This is a genomic window from Burkholderia sp. Bp8992 (assembly GCF_003853705.1).
Classification (GTDB): domain Bacteria; phylum Pseudomonadota; class Gammaproteobacteria; order Burkholderiales; family Burkholderiaceae; genus Burkholderia.
This window is the reverse complement of sequence record NZ_QTQI01000049.1, coordinates 1-16,381: the sequence shown is the minus strand read 5'-3', so window position 1 is coordinate 16,381 and position 16,381 is coordinate 1. Positions and strand designations below refer to the sequence as shown.

Below are 16,381 nucleotides of genomic sequence, written 5' to 3'. Positions count from 1 at the left end.
ACCACCGAAGCGTCCGGTGCCGTCCCGTTCTCGCATCGCGCGACATCGCGATGCCCAAACAGGTCCAAGTTGACGTCCTCCACCACCTAAAGGCGGAGGATTCCCACACCTGGCGATGCACGTCCGCATCGGAGAATGTTCAGCGCAGCGTTGATATCACGATCATGCACGACACCACATCCACTGCAGGCCCATTCTCTTACTCGCAGTCCCGCGATACCTTTCGGCCGCGTCGTACTATCTTTCGACCCGCACGACGAACAGGACTGGGTCGAACCGCTTTCGTCGACTTCCTCGAACGTGGCTCCGTGCGCGATCGCTTTGTAACGGAGCTTGTCCCGGAAAGACGACCAGGATGCGTCGTAGACGCTTTTCGCCATCCTGGTTCTGGCGAGTTTTGCGGCCGACATGTTGCCGACCGCGATGTAATCGAACCGCCGCACCAGATCGAGCGCGAGCTTGTGCTGGAAATCGGCACGGGCATTCGCCACTTTGGCGTGCAGCTTCGCGATATGTCGCTTGTGCTTTCGCGCTCGCTGCGTTTTCGCGAGCTTTTCCGCCGCTCGTCGACCGAACCGGTCATTGGGCAGCTTCTCGCCTGTCGAAAGTGTGGCGAAGTCTTTCAGGCCAAGATCGATGCCAACGCCGGAACGGATCGGGCGAGCCTGAACATCCGGCATCTCGATCACGATGTTGAGAAACCAGTTGCCGCGTGCGTCCTGCGCAAAGTTGGTTCCATCCTTGATCTTGCCTTCGGGAAGCGGTCGGCTGTTGAACACGCGGAAGGTGTTGCCGGCAAAACGGAACGCGTCACCTTCGCGCTTCAGGTCACGTCCCTTCAGCGGCACCCAGCCGAGCGATTTCCTGCCGCGATAGCGCAGGTAGGGCCGACGGTGCTGACTGCGCGACTTCGCATATTGCTCGCACGTCGCGTTGATCGTGCCGGAGTGGATGCCGAGCGCCTTGCTGCTGCCGGTCGTGAGCACATTCAAGTCGAAACCGGTCGGCCACTTCTTGTTCCACTTGAGCGCGTGCTTCTGCGTGTCATTGCAAAAATTCCAGATGTAGTTCACCGCACGGCTCTGCTTGTTGAGCAGTCCGTTGAGCGACTTCACCCGGTAGCGATAGACAAGGATCATGCAGGTGATCCTAACCCGTGGAAGAAGTTGCCTGTCAACAGCACTCCTTTCCTGCCCGCCATCAATGGCGGGGTCTCTCGGAGCAAATTCTGATGAAGACGCCAATCCTCCCGAACCACGCGCATCACCACATGACGTGCAGGCCGCGCCAGCTGTGTGCCGCACTCTCGATACTTGCGATAGTCGGAACCGCCGGCTGCAACAGGCAAACAGGCGCACCGCCCGGCGGCTCCGCCTCGCAGACCGCACAGGTGGGCGTGCTCTCGCTCGCGCCGCAGCACATCGTCGAAACCACCGAGCTCTCCGGCCGCCTTTCGTCGCAGAAGGTCTCCGACGTGCGACCGCAGGTGAGCGGCATCATCCTCAAGCGCTTGTTCGTGGAAGGCGGCGACGTGAAGGCGGGCCAGGTGCTCTACCAAATCGATCCGGCCACCTACCAGGCTGCCTATGACCTGGCGCGTGGCACGCTCGAAAACGCCCGCGCCACGCTGGCCTCGGCGAGGACGAAAGCGGACCGATACTCCGAACTCGTGAAGATCAACGCCGTGAGCAAGCAGGACTACGACGATGCCATCGCTGCGGTTCGCGAAGACGCCGCGAGCGTCACGGCCGGCGAGGCGGCGCTCGAATCCGCGCGCGTGAACCTCGAATACACGCGCGTGCGTGCGCCCATTTCCGGACGCATCGGCGCATCGACCGTGACAGAAGGCGCGCTCGTCACCTCGAACCAGACCACCGCGCTCGCCACCATCCAGGCGTTCGACCAGATGTACCTCGACGTCACGCGCTCCAGCACGGAATGGCTGAGGCTTCGCAAGGCCTTCGCTTCCGGGCGCCTGAGGAAGACGGGCAGCGACAGCGCCGCCGTCACGCTCGTGATGGAAGACGGCACCGAATACGCCCATCCCGGCACGCTGCAGTTCTCCGGCGTCACGGTGGACGCCACCACGGGTTCGGTCACGCTGCGCAGCACGTTCCCGAACCCCGAACGCGAATTGCTGCCGGGCATGTTCGTGCGTGCCCGCCTGGAAGAAGGCGAGAACGACAACGCGATACTCGTGCCGCAGATGGCCGTGACGCGCGCGTCGGACGGCAAGGCGAGCGTCTACGTGGCGGATGCGGCCGGCAACGCGCAGCAAGTGCAGGTGGTGGCCGACAACGCATTCCGCGACCAATGGATCGTGACCTCGGGCCTGCACGCCGGCGACCGCGTGATCGTGAGCGGCCTGCAGAGCGTGCATGCGGGCGCGCCGGTCAAGGTGGCGGCCGATACGCCGCAGACGCAGGCGCACGCGGCATCCGCGGCACCCGCGGCACCCGCGACAGACACGGCCTCGACCGTGTCGGCACAGCGCTAGGCGGAGAACGGCATGGCAGAGTTCTTCATCAAGCGTCCCATTCTCGCGTGGGTCATGGCCATCGTCATCATGCTGGTGGGCGCGGCGGCAGTCACGAGTCTTCCCGTCGCGCAGTACCCCACCATCGCGCCACCTTCGGTGCAGGTGACGGCCACTTACCCCGGCGCCTCCGCCGACACCGTCGCTGCAACCGTGACCCAGGTGATCGAGCAGAAGCTGAGCGGCATCGACAACGTGCTGTACATGTCGTCCACGAGCAGTTCCGCCGGGCAGGCCACCATCACGCTGACGTTCAATCCCGGAACGAATCCCGACATCGCGCAGGTGCAGGTGCAGAACAAGGTGACGCAGGCCACGCCTACCCTGCCGCAAACGGTGCAGGAGCAAGGTGTGCAGGTAGCGAAGGCGTCGACGAACTTCCTCATGATCATCGCGCTCTCGTCGCCGGGCGGCACCTGGAATTCGGTGGATCTCGGCAACATCATCGCGACCCGGATCGAAGATCCGCTCGCGCAGTTGAACGGCGTGGGCGACGTGACGCTGTTCGGCGCGCAGCACGCCATGCGCATCTGGCTCAATCCGGTGAAGCTGCACAGCTTCGGACTCACGCCCTCCGACGTGACCACGGCCATCACGAACCAGAACGTCGAGCTTTCCACGGGGCAGGTAGGCGGCTCGCCGGCAACGGATTCGCAGGCCATCAACGCGACCATTCGCTCGTCGAGCCTGCTGACGACCGCAGACCAGTTCGCCGACATCCTGCTGCGCGTGAACAGCGACGGCTCGCGCGTGCTGCTGAAGGACGTGGCGCGCGTGGAGGTGGGCGGCGACAGCTACGACACCTCGTCGCGTCTGAACGGCAAGCCGGCGTCCGCGCTCGCCATCAAGCTCGCCACGGGCGCCAACGCGCTGGATGCAGCCAACGCGGTGCGCGCGAAGCTCGCCGAAATCCAGCTGCAATTGCCGAAGGACGTCGCGATCAGTTACCCGTACGACACCACGCCGTTCGTTCGCATCTCGATCGAAGAGGTCGTGAAGACGCTATTCGAAGCGGTCGTACTGGTCTTCCTCGTGATGTACCTGTTCCTGCAGAACGTGCGCGCCACGCTGATTCCCACCATCGTGGTGCCCGTTGCGCTGCTCGGCACGTTCGGTGTGATGTCGATGATCGGCTTTTCGATCAACGTGCTTTCAATGTTCGCGATGGTGCTCGCCATCGGCCTGCTCGTGGACGACGCCATCGTGGTGGTGGAAAACGTCGAGCGCATCATGAGCGAGGAGAAGCTCGGCCCGAAGGAAGCCACGCACAAGGCGATGGGGCAGATTACCGGCGCCCTGGTCGGCGTGACCACGGTGCTCACCGCCGTCTTCATTCCGATGGCGTTCTTCGCGGGCTCCACGGGCGCCATCTACCGGCAGTTCTCCATCACCATCGTCTCGGCGATGCTGCTGTCGGTCATGCTCGCGCTCACGCTCACGCCTGCGCTGTGCGCCACGTTGCTCAAGCGCGCCGACGTGGAGCATCACGAAAAGCGCGGCTTCTTCGGCTGGTTCAACCGGTGGTTCGCCAAGAGCAATGCGGGCTACAGTTCCTCGCTCGCACGCGTGGTCGCGCGGCCCGCGCGTTACATGCTTCTTTACAGCGTGATCGCCGGCGTCGTGGCATTGCTCTACGTCACGTTGCCCTCCTCGTTCCTGCCTGACGAAGACCAGGGCTACTTCATCGTGTCGATCAGCGCGCCCGCGGGCACGCCGGCCTCGCGTACGCTGAAGACGGTGGAGGCCGTGGAGCAGTACGTGCTGAAAGACGAGCCTGGCGTCAAGCAGGTCATCGCCATCAACGGCTTCAGCTTCAACGGCCAGGGGCAGAACAACGCCATCGCGTTCGTGACGCTCAAGGACTGGAGCCTGCGCGGTTCGCGCGACAGCGCGCCGGCCATCATCGCGCGCGCCAACCAGCATTTCGGCGGCAATCGCGACGCGCGCATCTTCGTGCTGAATCCGCCCGCCATTCAGGAACTGGGTACGCAAAGCGGTCTCGACTTCGAGATCGAAGACCGCGGCGGCGCAGGCCACGACAAGCTGCTCGCGGTGCGCAACCAGTTTCTCGGCATGGCGTCGAAGGAACCGACACTCGCGATGGTGCGCCCGTCCGGCCTTGAAGACACGCCGCAGTTGCAGGTGGACATCGACCGCGAAAAAGCCAACGCGCTGGGGCTTTCCGTCTCCGACGTCAACGACACGCTGCAGACCGCGTTCGGTTCGTCCTACGTGAACAACTACATCGACACGGGGCGCGTGCAGAAAGTCTATGTGCAGTCGGACGCGCCGTATCGCATGATGCCTGCCGACCTTGGCGACTGGTATGTGAAGGCAGGCAGCAGTTCGTCGAGTTCGTCGTCCTTGTCGTCCTCGAGCACCACCACGAGCACGACAGGCTACGACGCCACGATGGTGCCCTTCTCGTCGTTCGCAAAGAGCCACTGGACGTTCGGGCCGCCACAGATCGAGCGCTACAACCGGCAACTCGCCACGGGCATTTCGGCCGCCACGCCGCCCGGCGTGAGCACCGGCGAGGCGATGACGGCAGTCGAACAGCTTGCGCGCAAACTGCCGCCCGGCTTCGCCGTGGAATGGACAGGCCAGTCGTATCAGGAGAAGCAGGCCGGCTCGCAAGCCACGGTGCTCTATGCGATCTCGCTCGTCGTCGTGTTCCTGTGCCTTGCGGGCCTCTACGAAAGCTGGTCGATTCCGCTTGCGGTGCTGCTCGTCGTGCCGCTCGGTGTGCTGGGCGCGTTACTGGCCGCTCACGGGCGCGGACTTTCGAACGACATCTACTTCAAGGTGGGGCTGCTGGCCACCATCGGGCTGTCCACGAAGAACGCCATTTTGATCGTCGAGTTCGCGAAGGATCTGCAGGCGCAGGGACACAGCGTCGTGGACGCCGTACTCGAAGCCGCCCACATGCGGTTGCGCCCCATTCTCATGACTTCACTCGCGTTCGTGTTCGGCGTGCTGCCGCTCGTCATCAGTACGGGTGCCGGCGCCGGCGCACGCCACGCCATCGGCACGGGCGTGACGGGCGGCATGATCGCGGCCACGGTGCTCGCCATCTTCTTCGTACCGGTCTTCTTCGTCGTGGTGCGCAGACTGTTCAAGGAGCACGGTCACACCACGAACTCCGCCGACATCAACGAGGGCAACGCATGAAACGCACACTGATCGCCCTTCTTTGCGCGGGTGCGCTGGCAGGCTGCACGCTGGACCCGACATACCAAAGGCCGGCCGCTCCGGTCGACAACACCTGGTCCGCCGTGCCCGCGCAGGCGCAGCCGAAGTCCGCGCAGAGCACCGCTGCGGCCCCGCTGGGGGCCGACCTCGGCTGGCGCGACTTCTTCAAGGATCCGCGACTGCAAAAGCTGATCGAACTCGCGCTCGCGAACAACCGCGATATGCGCGTAGCCGCGCTCAACGTGGCGCAGTACGAAGCGCAGTACCGCATTGCGCGCGCCAACGTCGGACCGACCATCAACGCATCCGGCTCGGTCACGCGCGAACGCGTGGCAGGCTCCACGAGCGCATACAGCTCGAGCAGCGCGAGCGTGGGCCTCACGTCGTGGGAAATCGACTTCTTCGGCCGCCTGCGCAGCCTGAAGCGCCAGGCGCTCGAGCAGTACCTCGCCACGGACGCCGCGCGCACCAGCACGCAGATCAGCCTGATCGCGACCGTCGCCACCGACTATCTGCAACTGCTCTCCGACGAGGCTTCGTTGCAGATCGCGCAGAACACCGTGGATGCGGACCAGCACACCTACGACCTCACGGTGAACATGATGAAGATGGGCAGCGCGTCGCTGCAGGACGTGCGCCAGGCCGAGAACTCGCTGGCGAGCGCGCGGTCGAGTCTCGCCTCGTACACGCGTGCGGTCGCTCAGGACCGCAACAACATGGTGGCCGAAATCGGCGCGCCGCTGCCCGACGATTTGCCGCAGGGCGCTTCGCTGATGGAAAGCGAGAACACGTTCACTGATATCGGCGAAGGCGTGCCGTCCGATCTGCTCGCGCGCCGGCCCGACATCGTCGAAGCCGAGCACACGCTGAAGGCCGCCAACGCCAACATCGGCGCGGCGCGCGCCGCGTTCTTTCCGAAGATCGAGCTGACGGCTTCCGCGGGCACCACGAGCGGCAGCCTCTCGAACCTCTTCAAGGCGGGCACGGGCGCATGGACATTCGCGCCGTCCATCTCGGTGCCTCTCTTCGACTTCGGCTACAACCGCGCCACGCTGGACGTGGCGAAAGTCGAAAAGGACATCGACATCGCCAACTACGAAAAAGCCATCCAGACGGCGTTCAAGGAAGTGTCGAATGCGCTCGCGGGACGCACCACGTATGTCACCCAGGTGGCCGCGGACCGTGACTACGTGAACTCGGCGCAGCAGTACTACGATCTCGCGCAGGCGCGCTACCGCAGCGGCACCGACAGCTTCCTGACCCTGCTCGATGCGCAGCGGACGCTCTACACCGCGCAGCAGCAACTGGTCACGGACATGCTCGCCAAGCAGTCCAACCTCATCACGCTGTACAAGGTGCTGGGCGGCGGCTGGTGGGAGACGGGCACGGTGGCGCAGCGGTAACCTCCGTACGCCCGTGAACGACGGGTATTCACAAATCGCGGGCGGCACTTCGGCGTAGCGACGACGCTACCGTGCCGCGATCCCCGCGATGAAGCACGCGCACGCAGCCGCCGAAGCGACCGTGCGCACGTGATTCCACATCGTCCAGTCGTGCACGTAACGCGTCCACAGTGCCGCGCCTTGCACGCTCGCCGGATCGGCCGCGGCAAGCGCGTCGTTGAGCGGCACGTTGACGGCCATCGTCACCGCGAACATGCCGAACACATAGAGCACGCCGCCCGCGACCGCCGCCATCGCGCCCGGCTGGTCGCGATCGAACAATGCGATCACGACGAGCGCGAGCGCCATCAGCGTCGTGCCGAGGAACAGCGGCATGAACGGCGAACGCACGATGTCGACGTTGATCGCGTTCATCGCGGCCGCGCCGGCCGGCGGCGCGAGCCGGCCGAGCGACGTCATCACGAACGTCGAGAACGCGAAGTACACGCCGGCCATCAGCCCGCAGCCGACGGCCGAACCCCACAGCAACGCGGAAGTCACGAACGCGATCATGGTCAGGCGCTCCATACGCCGGTGGCGGCCGTCGCACGCGCATAGTCGGCGAAATCGCGCGCCGGCCGCCCGAGCGTCTCTTCGATGCCCTGCGCCACCGCGCTGTTGCGCCCGTCGAGCACCACGCGGAACAGATCGTCGAGCAGTTCAACGACCGGTTCCGGCACCCCGACCTCGTGCAGCCCCGCGACGAACGCATCGTGCGAAATCTCGCGATAGGCGACCGGCCGGCCGGCGGCCCGCGCGATTTCACCGACGGCTTCGGCGAACGTCAGCGCGCGCGGGCCCGTGACTTCGATCACACGATCCGCGAACCGCACATCGGTGAGTGCGGCCACGGCCACATCGGCGATGTCGTCCGCATCGACGAACGGCTCGCGCACGGCGCCAGCAGGCAGCGCGACTTCGCCGGCCAGCACGCCGTCGAGCAGGTAGCCCTCGGAGAAGTTCTGGTTGAACCAGCTGGCGCGCACGACACCCCAGCCGACACCCGACGCCTGCAGCGCCGCTTCGGCCGCCTGTGCGCCGGGCTCGCCGCGTCCGGACAGCACCACCACACGCTCGACGTCGCGTTCCCGCGCGAGCCGTGCAAAGGCTGCGATCGCTTCCACGGCGCCTTCGACGGACAAGTCGGGCTGGTAGGTCACGTAAGCGGCCGATACGCCGTCGAGCGCCGCGGGCCAGGTCGCGGGCGCCGTCCAGTCGAAGCGGACGGCCGACGTGCGCGACACGGGGCGCGTCGCGAGGCCGCGTGCGCGCAGCCGTGCATCGACGCGGGCACCCGTCTTGCCCGAACCGCCGACGATGAGGATGGGAAGTGCCGACATGTGTGTCTCCTTTGACCAAAATACGAGAATTTCTCGCCTTTCAAAAACACGATAGACTCTCGTATTATCAACGTCAAGTTTTTCCGGAGGCGGCATGGGCCGACAAAAATCGGGGCAGACTACCGAGCCCGAAGCGACGGCAGCGGACACGCCGGCGCGCGCACGGCTCGTCCCGACGCAGCAGCGCAGCCGCGAGCGGTTCGAGCGCATCCTCGCGTGCGCGTCGGAAGTGATGATCGAGAAAGGCTGCGATGCGTTCCGGATGAGCGACATCGTCGAACGCACGGGCATCTCGTTCGGTTCGCTGTACCAGTACTTTCCGGACAAGGCCGCGGTGATCGGCACGCTCGCGGAGCGCTACAACGCGGTCGGGCACGACTGCGTGCGGCGCGACCTGGCGAAGATGAAAACGCTCGACGACCTGCACGGCACGCTCGCGCGCATCACGGACAGCTACTACCGGATGTTCGTCGACGAGCCGCTGATGCGCGACATCTGGCGCGCGACGCAGGCCGATCGCGCGCTGCAGGCACTGGATCGCGCAGACGGCGAATTCCTGGCCGGACTGTTCGCGGATGCATTGGCGGAAGTCGCGCCCGACACGACGCGCGCGCAGCGCAACGCATTCGCCGAGCTGATGATGATCCAGATCGCGGCGGCCGTGCGCCATGCGATCACGCTGCCGCCGAAGGCGGCGCGGCAGATTCTGGCGATGTTCAAGCGCGCGCTGCCGCGGGATCTGTCGGTACTCGACGCATAGGCCCGGAGGGCGCCGCACGGTCCATCCATCGCACAATATCGCGCCGGTCCCCACTTCCCGCGGCGAAGCGCGCGGCACGGAGATGTCACGCGATCAACTCAAATTGAAACGGATGAATGCGAGCGAACCGACGCGATAGACGTTGATCGCGCGTGCGACGATCGTCCAGATTGGCACGTCGCCGCCGGTCCTCCGCATCCCATGCTACTCACGGCAGTGTCGCCATCAGATTCCCGGCGATGTCGGCGGCCCGCCTTTTTTCCCCATCATCCAGCCGCCGGAAAATACGCGACTCGACAAGCGCAGCGGCAGCGCCGTACTGCCCGAGACCGGGTATCGCCTCGAAGCTCGCTCGCGCGCGCTCGACCCATGCCGCGCCGAGCGCCCGGTCTCTCGGCAAGCCGTTGCCGGTCAGGAACCGGATACCGGCCGCATACTGCATGAACGGATCGCCGCGCAACGCCTCGTTCAGGCTCGACAAGCCCTCCCATTGACGATTGGCGGCCGCCAACGCGTTGACCGGCGGATCGCTCCACATCGTTGCGGCCGGATCGGCGGGCACCAGCCAGCGCCGCTCTCCGGCCGACAGCCCCGCCTCCGCTCCCGGCGTGACGCCGCGCAGCGCCAGCGCGATCTCGGAAACCGCCGAGCCGCCGCGGGAAGCGCGACGATGCAAAGCCAGCGCGGTCGTTTCATTCACAGGGACGCCCTTGCCCGTTTCATACATCAGCGCAAGCTCGCTTTCCGCCCACGTCGATCCATCCGAAGCCGCACGGTCGAGCCAGATGGACGCTTCCTTCGGATCGCTCGCGACACCACGGCCGTACAGATAGGCGACGCCCACCATCCGCTTCGCGTCGGCGCTCGACGGCGCGGCGCGCAGTGCCCATGCGAACGCCTCGTAGTCGTCGGCCCGACCGCCGAGCCCGTTCGACAGATGCCAGGCAAGGGAACCCTGCGCGGAGACATCGCCCCGATCCGCCGCGCGACGAAACCAGTACATCGCGGCATCGAAATCCAGCGGTACGCCATCGCCCAGGTCGTATGCATCGCCGAGCATCGACTGATACGCCGGCTCGCCGCTATCCGCCAGCTTCCATCGCCAGTACGCCCGCTCGTCGGCGGCAACCAGGCCGTTGTCGACCGACGCGAGGATACGCATCGCGCCGGGATTGTTGCCGACGGCCGCCGCGCGGCACCAGCGCGCGGCCTCGACCGGACTGCGCGGCGTGGCGCTGCCATCCAGATGCATCTTGCACAACATCGCTTGCGAGCTGGCGTCGCCCAGCTTCGCGCCGCGTGCGAACCAGTCGAACGCGGTCGCCGGCTGTTCGCGCCAATACAGCAAACCCAGCGCCGAATACGCGGCGGGCATCTTGCGGTCCGCGAGATCCGTCAGCCACTGGAGCCCGGTACGGCCCGCGAACGACATGCGGTGCTCGCTCAGGTAGAAACCGATCAACACACCGGCGGCCTGATCGCCAGCGTCGGCAGCTTGCGACAGATAGCGCAGACCCGCCTGTTCGTCGCGCGGCACGCCGTCGCCCCCCATCAGAAGCTGATAGCCGACCCACCGCGCCGCCGCGATATCGCCATGGTCCGCGGCCAACCGAAACCACCGCATCGCCTGCGCCCGGTCGACGCGCGTCCCCTCACCGCGCCACGCCATGCCGGCGGCAATCAGCGCACCGGCGACATCGCCGCGCTGCGCACCGCGTGCCGCAAGCCGAAAGGCCTTGTGCAGATCCACCGGCTCGCCAGCGCCGCGTGCCGCGTAACGGGAAAGGTTGGTTGCCGCCGCGCCATCGCCTTGCGCGTCGGCCTTTTCGAACCACGGTTTCGCGGCGGATGGATTCGGCGGCGTCCCGATGCCGTCCTGCAGCATCGCACCGAGATCGTTCTGGGCGGCGGCCAGCCCCGCTTCAGCTGCGCCCTGCATCCATCCCCATGCCGCCTCCTTGTCGATCGGGCCGCCCCGGCCGAACAGATAGAGCTTGGCCAACGCATAACGCGCCCGCGCGTCTCCGGCAAGCGCGGCTTTCCGGTACCAGTCGCGCGCCTGTGCATCGTCGCGCGCCACGCCGGTCCCGCTACCGTACAGATCGCCGAGCCGGCGCTGTGCGTAAGACGACCCGGCCTGCGCCGCGGCCGACATCAGGCCGAAGCCGTGATGCGCGTCTCGCGGCACGCCGCTGCCCTCGAGATAGAGATTGCCGAGCATCGCCCGTGCTTCAGTATGTTTCTGGTCTGCCGCGGCGCGCAGCCACGCCGCGCCCTGGTCGACATCGCGCGGAATACCGTCGCCCCGGACCAGCATCAGCCCGAGAACGAACTGCCCGTTCGGCTCGCCGGCGGCTGCGGCGCGTGCCAGCCACGCCGCCGCGGCCGCCGGGTCGCGCGTCACCCCGCGACCTGCCAGCGCGAATTTCCCCGCGTTGGTCGCTCCCGCCGCCGATCCACCCTCGGCTGCCGCCACGAAGTAGCGGTAGGCGGCCACGTCGTCAGCCGGTTGCCCGGCGCCGTCCGCACTCATCCCGCCAAGCTGGTTCGTCGACGCCGTATCGCCGTCGCGTGCCGCCGACGCGAACCATGCGCGCGCCACCGCATCGTTCCGAGGCAGCGCGACACCGTCGTAGTAGAGGTAGCCGAGCGTGCGCTTGGCCAGTGTCGAACCGTCGCTCGCCGCCGATTCGAGGATCGTCATGCCGTGCACCCGGTCCGGCCGTCCGGCATAGCCATGCAGCACCATCTGCCCGTAGAGCGCGCGGGCCGTCAGGTTGCCGGCCTCGGCTTCGCGCCGGCAGAGGCTGCGCCGCCGCTCCGGCCGATCGGACGACGGAACGCTGCCGAACCAGACGCTCAATGCCAGCGCGCATGGCGTCGTATCATCGGCGACAGGAACAGGCACGTTGCGTTGAATGGCCGTCGCCGCTGCACGGCCGGACGACAGCGGCAACCACTCGGGTTGCGACGCGAAAACGTCACCGGCCCAGACGCTCAACGCCACAGCCATGCCGATGGCCCGCATCGGCCATATCGGCGCATGGCCGAATGCCGCCCGCCCACCCGCGACCGCGCCCCGCCCAAATTCGTCCGTCGGCGTCATGGCTGCGTGATCGTGACGTTCTTGATGATGACGTCGGTTCTGCCGTCCTGATCGTCGATCGTCCTGCTCAATTCGATCCGGTAGTCGGCCAGCCAGACGGAGCGCACGCGCGTCTTCGTGCCGTCCTTGCGGACCTCGATGCAATCCAGATTGACGGCATTGCCGGTCAACGTGCGGAAAATCGTCGACGCGGGCTCCGTCTTGCCGACTTCGCATCGGCGGGTCAACTGCCCGTGGCTCGACGGCTGCGGCAGCGCGATCTCGATACGCTTGCCCTCGGTCATCGGTTCGTTCGCCGCCACGATCGCGGACGCTGCCTTCAGCGTCCGGAGCATGCTTGCGTACCGGGGTGCGCTCACGGTCTGGTCCAACAGCTCGGTGAGCCCGTACCCCATGCCGAACGACGCCCACTTCGTGTTCCCCGACGCGTCTTTCGTGGTCATCAGCTCGACGACCACGCCGTTGTTGCGTCGATTGACGTAAGTGTCGACGTACGGCCCCGAATCCTGCGGTGTCGTCTTGTTCACCCATTCGCCGTCTATGCTGAGGCGGGCATAAGGCAGCGGCCGGCTGCCGTCGGGCGGCAACTGGCTGCGAATGGCATCCGGCAGGCGCCGGTCGTCGAACACGTCGTCCAGATACGCACCGGGATCGGCCAAAACGGTCTCCGGCGCCGACTTCCCGCCAGCAATCAGCTTGAAGAGTTCATAGGTCGCCCGCCGCTGCTCAGGCTCCGGAAACTTGTCAATCGTATCGACGGCGAACCTGACCAGCGCGCACGTGCTCGGCTTGTTCTGCTTCTCCAGCCATGGCGGTATGTCGATCTCGTCCATGCGCGCGTCGACTTCGAGCAATTCGGCGACGGTGTAGTGCTCATCGTCGCCGGACGAGGCAGCCTTCGGCGCACCAATCAGGTCCATCAATTCGAACGTGCTCCGCAACGCCTTCGGTGACGACGTCTTCGCGATCGACGCCAGATTGCCGCCACTCACTTTCGGCATATCGCAGCCGCTCTTCGATTCGGCTGTGATGTCCTGCATCAGCCGCAGGAACCGCAGCCTTTCGGCCGGCCGCAGGATCATGTCGCTGCCGTCGCCGGAGGGGCTGCGCATGCTGGACAGTCGGGCGAGATAGGCCGGGTTCTGGGCTACCCGGATGAACCACGCGACGATAATCTGCCCATTTTCCGAATCGGGATTCACCCCGATCTGCACCATATAGGCGCGCGCCCGTTCAGCGATCTGCTCCGGCGTCAGCTTGATGGCCGGACTGGCCGCCGGCGCGGAAGCCGCCGGTTCTGCAGGCGTGCCCTGCACGCCCAACCCATATGCCGTCGCCGTCGCGATGGACAGCAACACCCCGAAAAGGCCCGTCTTTATTTTCATCTTGTTGATATTCGATTGCGTTGATCGGTCGATCGCGATGATGCGCCGGATAGTCACGGGAAATCCGGCGCGAACCGCGCTGCCGTATGATGCCGCAATATCGAGAATGCCCCGTCGAGCCGGCCGCCTTTCGATATTCTGCAAGGCGGGCGTTGCCTGGCCTGCCATCCGATAGTTGCACAGACGAAACCGCGAGAGGTTCAAGGATTGTCATCGCGGGCAACTGCCGTGCCGCCTTCATTTGCGCGTCGCTCGCCGTTCCCGTCTTTGCTCGTCATCAAGTCGGGATGCGTCTCGCCCGCGCCAAATGGACAACGCGGATGACGGGCCGACACCGGATCACCTCCTCCGGTGCGACGCGTCATCCGCGTTGAAGCGCTACGTTCCCGCAGCGGGTGTCAGCTGTAGTCGTACACCCCGCGCCCGGTCTTGCGCCCGAGCCGCCCTGCCGTCACCATCTCGCGCAGCAGCGGGCAGGCGCGATACTTGGGATCGCCGAAGTCCTTCAGGAACACGTCCATCACCGCGAGGCACACGTCGAGGCCGACGAGGTCGGCCAGCGCGAGCGGCCCGATCGGGTGGTTCGCGCCGAGCTTCATCCCCGCATCGATCTCCTCGGCCGACGCGATGCCTTCGGCCAGCACGAAGAACGCTTCGTTGATCATCGGCACGAGAATCCGGTTCACGACGAAGCCCGGCGAATTGCGCACGCCGATCGGCGACTTGTCGAAGCGCTCGGTCAGCTCACGCACGGCCGACGCGGTCGCATCGCTCGTCTGCAGCCCGCGGATGATCTCAACGAGCGGCATCAGCGGCACCGGGTTGAAGAAGTGCATGCCGAGGAAGCGCGACGGATCGGCGAGCAGCGCCGCGAGCGCGGTGATCGAGATCGACGACGTGTTGGTCGCGATGATCGCGTCAGGACGCGCGACCGCCTCGATCTGCTTCAGGATACGGCCCTTCAGCTCGACGTTCTCGGTCGCGGCCTCGATCACGATGTCGACCGAGGCGAGCTTCGCGTAGTCGGTCGACGTCGTGATGCGCGCCAGCGCTGCGTCGCGGGTGGCCGCGTCGAGCTTGTCCTTCGACACGAGCCGCTCGAGGCTGCCCTTCAGCGTCGCGAGGCCCTTGTCGAGCGCGGCGTCGCTGACGTCGATCATCACGACATTGAGCCCTGCAACGGCCGCGGTTTGCGCAATGCCGTTACCCATGGTTCCGGCGCCAACGACGCCGACGATTTCGATGGCCATGAAATTTCCTGTGTGTTCGGGTGCTGAGCGTTCGATTATCAGATGTTCTCGAAGATCGCAGCAATCCCCTGGCCGCCGCCGATACACATCGTCACGAGCGCGTAACGCCCGCCGATGCGCTTCAGCTCGTACAGCGCCTTGACCGTGATCAGCGCGCCGGTCGCACCGATCGGGTGACCGAGCGAGATGCCCGAGCCGTTCGGGTTGACCTTCGCGGGATCGAGGCCGAGCTCCTGCGTGACCGCGCAAGCCTGCGCGGCGAACGCCTCGTTCGCCTCGATCACGTCGAGATCGCTGATCTTCAGGCCCGCGCGTTCGAGCGCCTTCTGCGTGGCCGGCACCGGGCCGATGCCCATGTAGGCCGGATCGACACCCGCATGCGCATAGGCGACGAGGCGTGCGAGCGGCTTCACGCCCTGCGCGCGTGCGGCGTCCGCGCTCATCATCAGCACGGCTGCCGCCGCATCGTTGATGCCCGATGCGTTGCCGGCCGTCACGGTGCCGTTTTCCTTCGCGAACACCGGCTTCAGCTTCGTGAAATCGTCCGCGCTCGCGTCGTGACGCACGTGCTCGTCGGTGTCGAACGCGACCTCGCCCTTCTTCGTGCGGATCGCGATCGGCAGGATCTGGTCCTTGAAACGCCCTTCCGCGATCGCGCGCGCCGCGCGACGATGCGATTCGAGCGCCAGCGCATCCTGCGCGTCGCGCGAGATGTCGTACTTGCGTGCGACGTTCTCGGCCGTCACGCCCATGTGGATCGTCTGGAACGGGTCGTGCAGCGCGCCGAGCATCATGTCGACGAGCTTGCCGTCGCCCATGCGCTGGCCGAAACGCGCGGCCGGCACCGTGTACGGTGCGCGGCTCATGCTCTCCGAGCCGCCGCCGATCGCGACGTCGGCATCGCCGAGCATGATCGTCTGCGCGGCCGACACGATCGCCTGCAGGCCCGAGCCGCACAGGCGGTTCACGGTCAGCGCCGGCGTGTGCTGCGCGACCCCGCCGTTGATCGCCGCGACGCGCGCGAGATACATGTCCTTCGGCTCGGTGTTCACGACGTGGCCGAACACGACATGCCCGACCGCATCGCCCGACACGTTCGCGCGCGCCAATACTTCGGCGACCACCTTCGCGCCGAGATCGGTCGGCGCGAAATCCTTCAGGCTGCCGCCGAAATCACCGATCGCGGTACGGACACCGCTCACCACCACGACTTCTTTCGCTGCATTGCTCATCGTCTCACTCCGGTTCGTTCGCGCCCGCAGGCGCAAGGATGCGTTGCGTTACATGTTCGGGTAATTCGGCCCGCCGCCGCCTTCGGGCGTGACCCACACGATGTTCTGCGTCGGGTCCTTGATGTCGCAGGTCTTGCA

The 16,381-nt window shown here is 66.0% G+C and carries 12 protein-coding genes; 4 read left to right on the top strand and 8 right to left on the bottom strand.

Annotated features, from left to right (window positions below):
* Positions 1-86: 86 nt before the first annotated feature.
* Positions 87-1,139 carry an RNA-guided endonuclease TnpB family protein gene (locus tag DIE03_RS37080; RefSeq protein ID WP_124457001.1) on the bottom strand — a complete coding sequence of 351 codons (1,053 nt, stop codon included), beginning with the start codon at positions 1,137-1,139 and terminating at the stop codon, positions 87-89.
* A 92-nt stretch (positions 1,140-1,231) separates the two neighbouring features.
* Between DIE03_RS37080 and DIE03_RS37075 the strand changes: the two genes are divergently transcribed.
* The 3 genes from DIE03_RS37075 to DIE03_RS37065 are packed head-to-tail and all read left to right on the top strand — an operon-like array spanning position 1,232 to position 7,131.
* Positions 1,232-2,497, top strand: coding sequence for an efflux RND transporter periplasmic adaptor subunit (locus tag DIE03_RS37075; protein WP_124457000.1), 1,266 nt, complete (start codon positions 1,232-1,234; stop codon positions 2,495-2,497).
* 12 nt (positions 2,498-2,509) lie between these two features.
* Entirely contained in the window at positions 2,510-5,707 is a 3,198-nt protein-coding gene (locus DIE03_RS37070; RefSeq protein WP_124456999.1) for an efflux RND transporter permease subunit, read from the top strand.
* On the top strand, positions 5,704-7,131 hold the full coding sequence (locus DIE03_RS37065) for an efflux transporter outer membrane subunit (protein ID WP_124456998.1): 1,428 nt from the start codon (positions 5,704-5,706) through the stop codon (positions 7,129-7,131). The genes DIE03_RS37070 and DIE03_RS37065 overlap by 4 nt, the downstream gene beginning before the upstream one ends.
* A 66-nt stretch (positions 7,132-7,197) precedes the next feature.
* Here the strand turns inward: DIE03_RS37065 and DIE03_RS37060 are convergent, their stop codons facing one another.
* The gene (locus DIE03_RS37060; protein ID WP_124456997.1) at positions 7,198-7,683 is read right to left on the bottom strand and encodes a DUF1772 domain-containing protein; all 486 of its coding nucleotides are present in this window, start codon (positions 7,681-7,683) and stop codon (positions 7,198-7,200) included.
* Between the two features lie 2 nt (positions 7,684-7,685).
* Positions 7,686-8,510, bottom strand: a complete 825-nt coding sequence (locus DIE03_RS37055; protein WP_124456996.1) for an NmrA family transcriptional regulator — start codon at positions 8,508-8,510, stop codon at positions 7,686-7,688.
* A gap of 94 nt (positions 8,511-8,604) precedes the next feature.
* On the opposite strand from DIE03_RS37055, the gene DIE03_RS37050 reads away from it, so the two are divergent.
* Positions 8,605-9,270 carry a TetR/AcrR family transcriptional regulator gene (locus DIE03_RS37050; RefSeq protein WP_124456995.1) on the top strand — a complete coding sequence of 222 codons (666 nt, stop codon included), beginning with the start codon at positions 8,605-8,607 and terminating at the stop codon, positions 9,268-9,270.
* 208 nt (positions 9,271-9,478) lie between these two features.
* Here DIE03_RS37050 and DIE03_RS37045 read toward each other — a convergent pair whose 3' ends face one another.
* From DIE03_RS37045 to DIE03_RS37030, 5 genes are all read right to left on the bottom strand, one after another.
* Positions 9,479-12,376 (bottom strand): tetratricopeptide repeat protein, encoded by a 2,898-nt coding sequence (locus tag DIE03_RS37045; protein WP_185658302.1) that lies wholly within the window; start codon positions 12,374-12,376, stop codon positions 9,479-9,481.
* Positions 12,373-13,905, bottom strand: a complete 1,533-nt coding sequence (locus DIE03_RS38530) for a hypothetical protein (protein WP_185658301.1) — start codon at positions 13,903-13,905, stop codon at positions 12,373-12,375. The genes DIE03_RS37045 and DIE03_RS38530 overlap by 4 nt, the downstream gene beginning before the upstream one ends.
* 254 nt (positions 13,906-14,159) lie before the next feature.
* Positions 14,160-15,011, bottom strand: a complete 852-nt coding sequence (locus tag DIE03_RS37040) for a 3-hydroxybutyryl-CoA dehydrogenase (RefSeq protein ID WP_124456993.1) — start codon at positions 15,009-15,011, stop codon at positions 14,160-14,162.
* A 38-nt stretch (positions 15,012-15,049) separates the two neighbouring features.
* Positions 15,050-16,243, bottom strand: coding sequence for a beta-ketothiolase BktB (bktB, locus tag DIE03_RS37035; protein ID WP_124456992.1), 1,194 nt, complete (start codon positions 16,241-16,243; stop codon positions 15,050-15,052).
* A 48-nt stretch (positions 16,244-16,291) separates the two neighbouring features.
* Positions 16,292-16,381: 4Fe-4S dicluster domain-containing protein (locus tag DIE03_RS37030; protein ID WP_143031905.1), on the bottom strand; the 90-nt coding region annotated here is incomplete at its 5' end.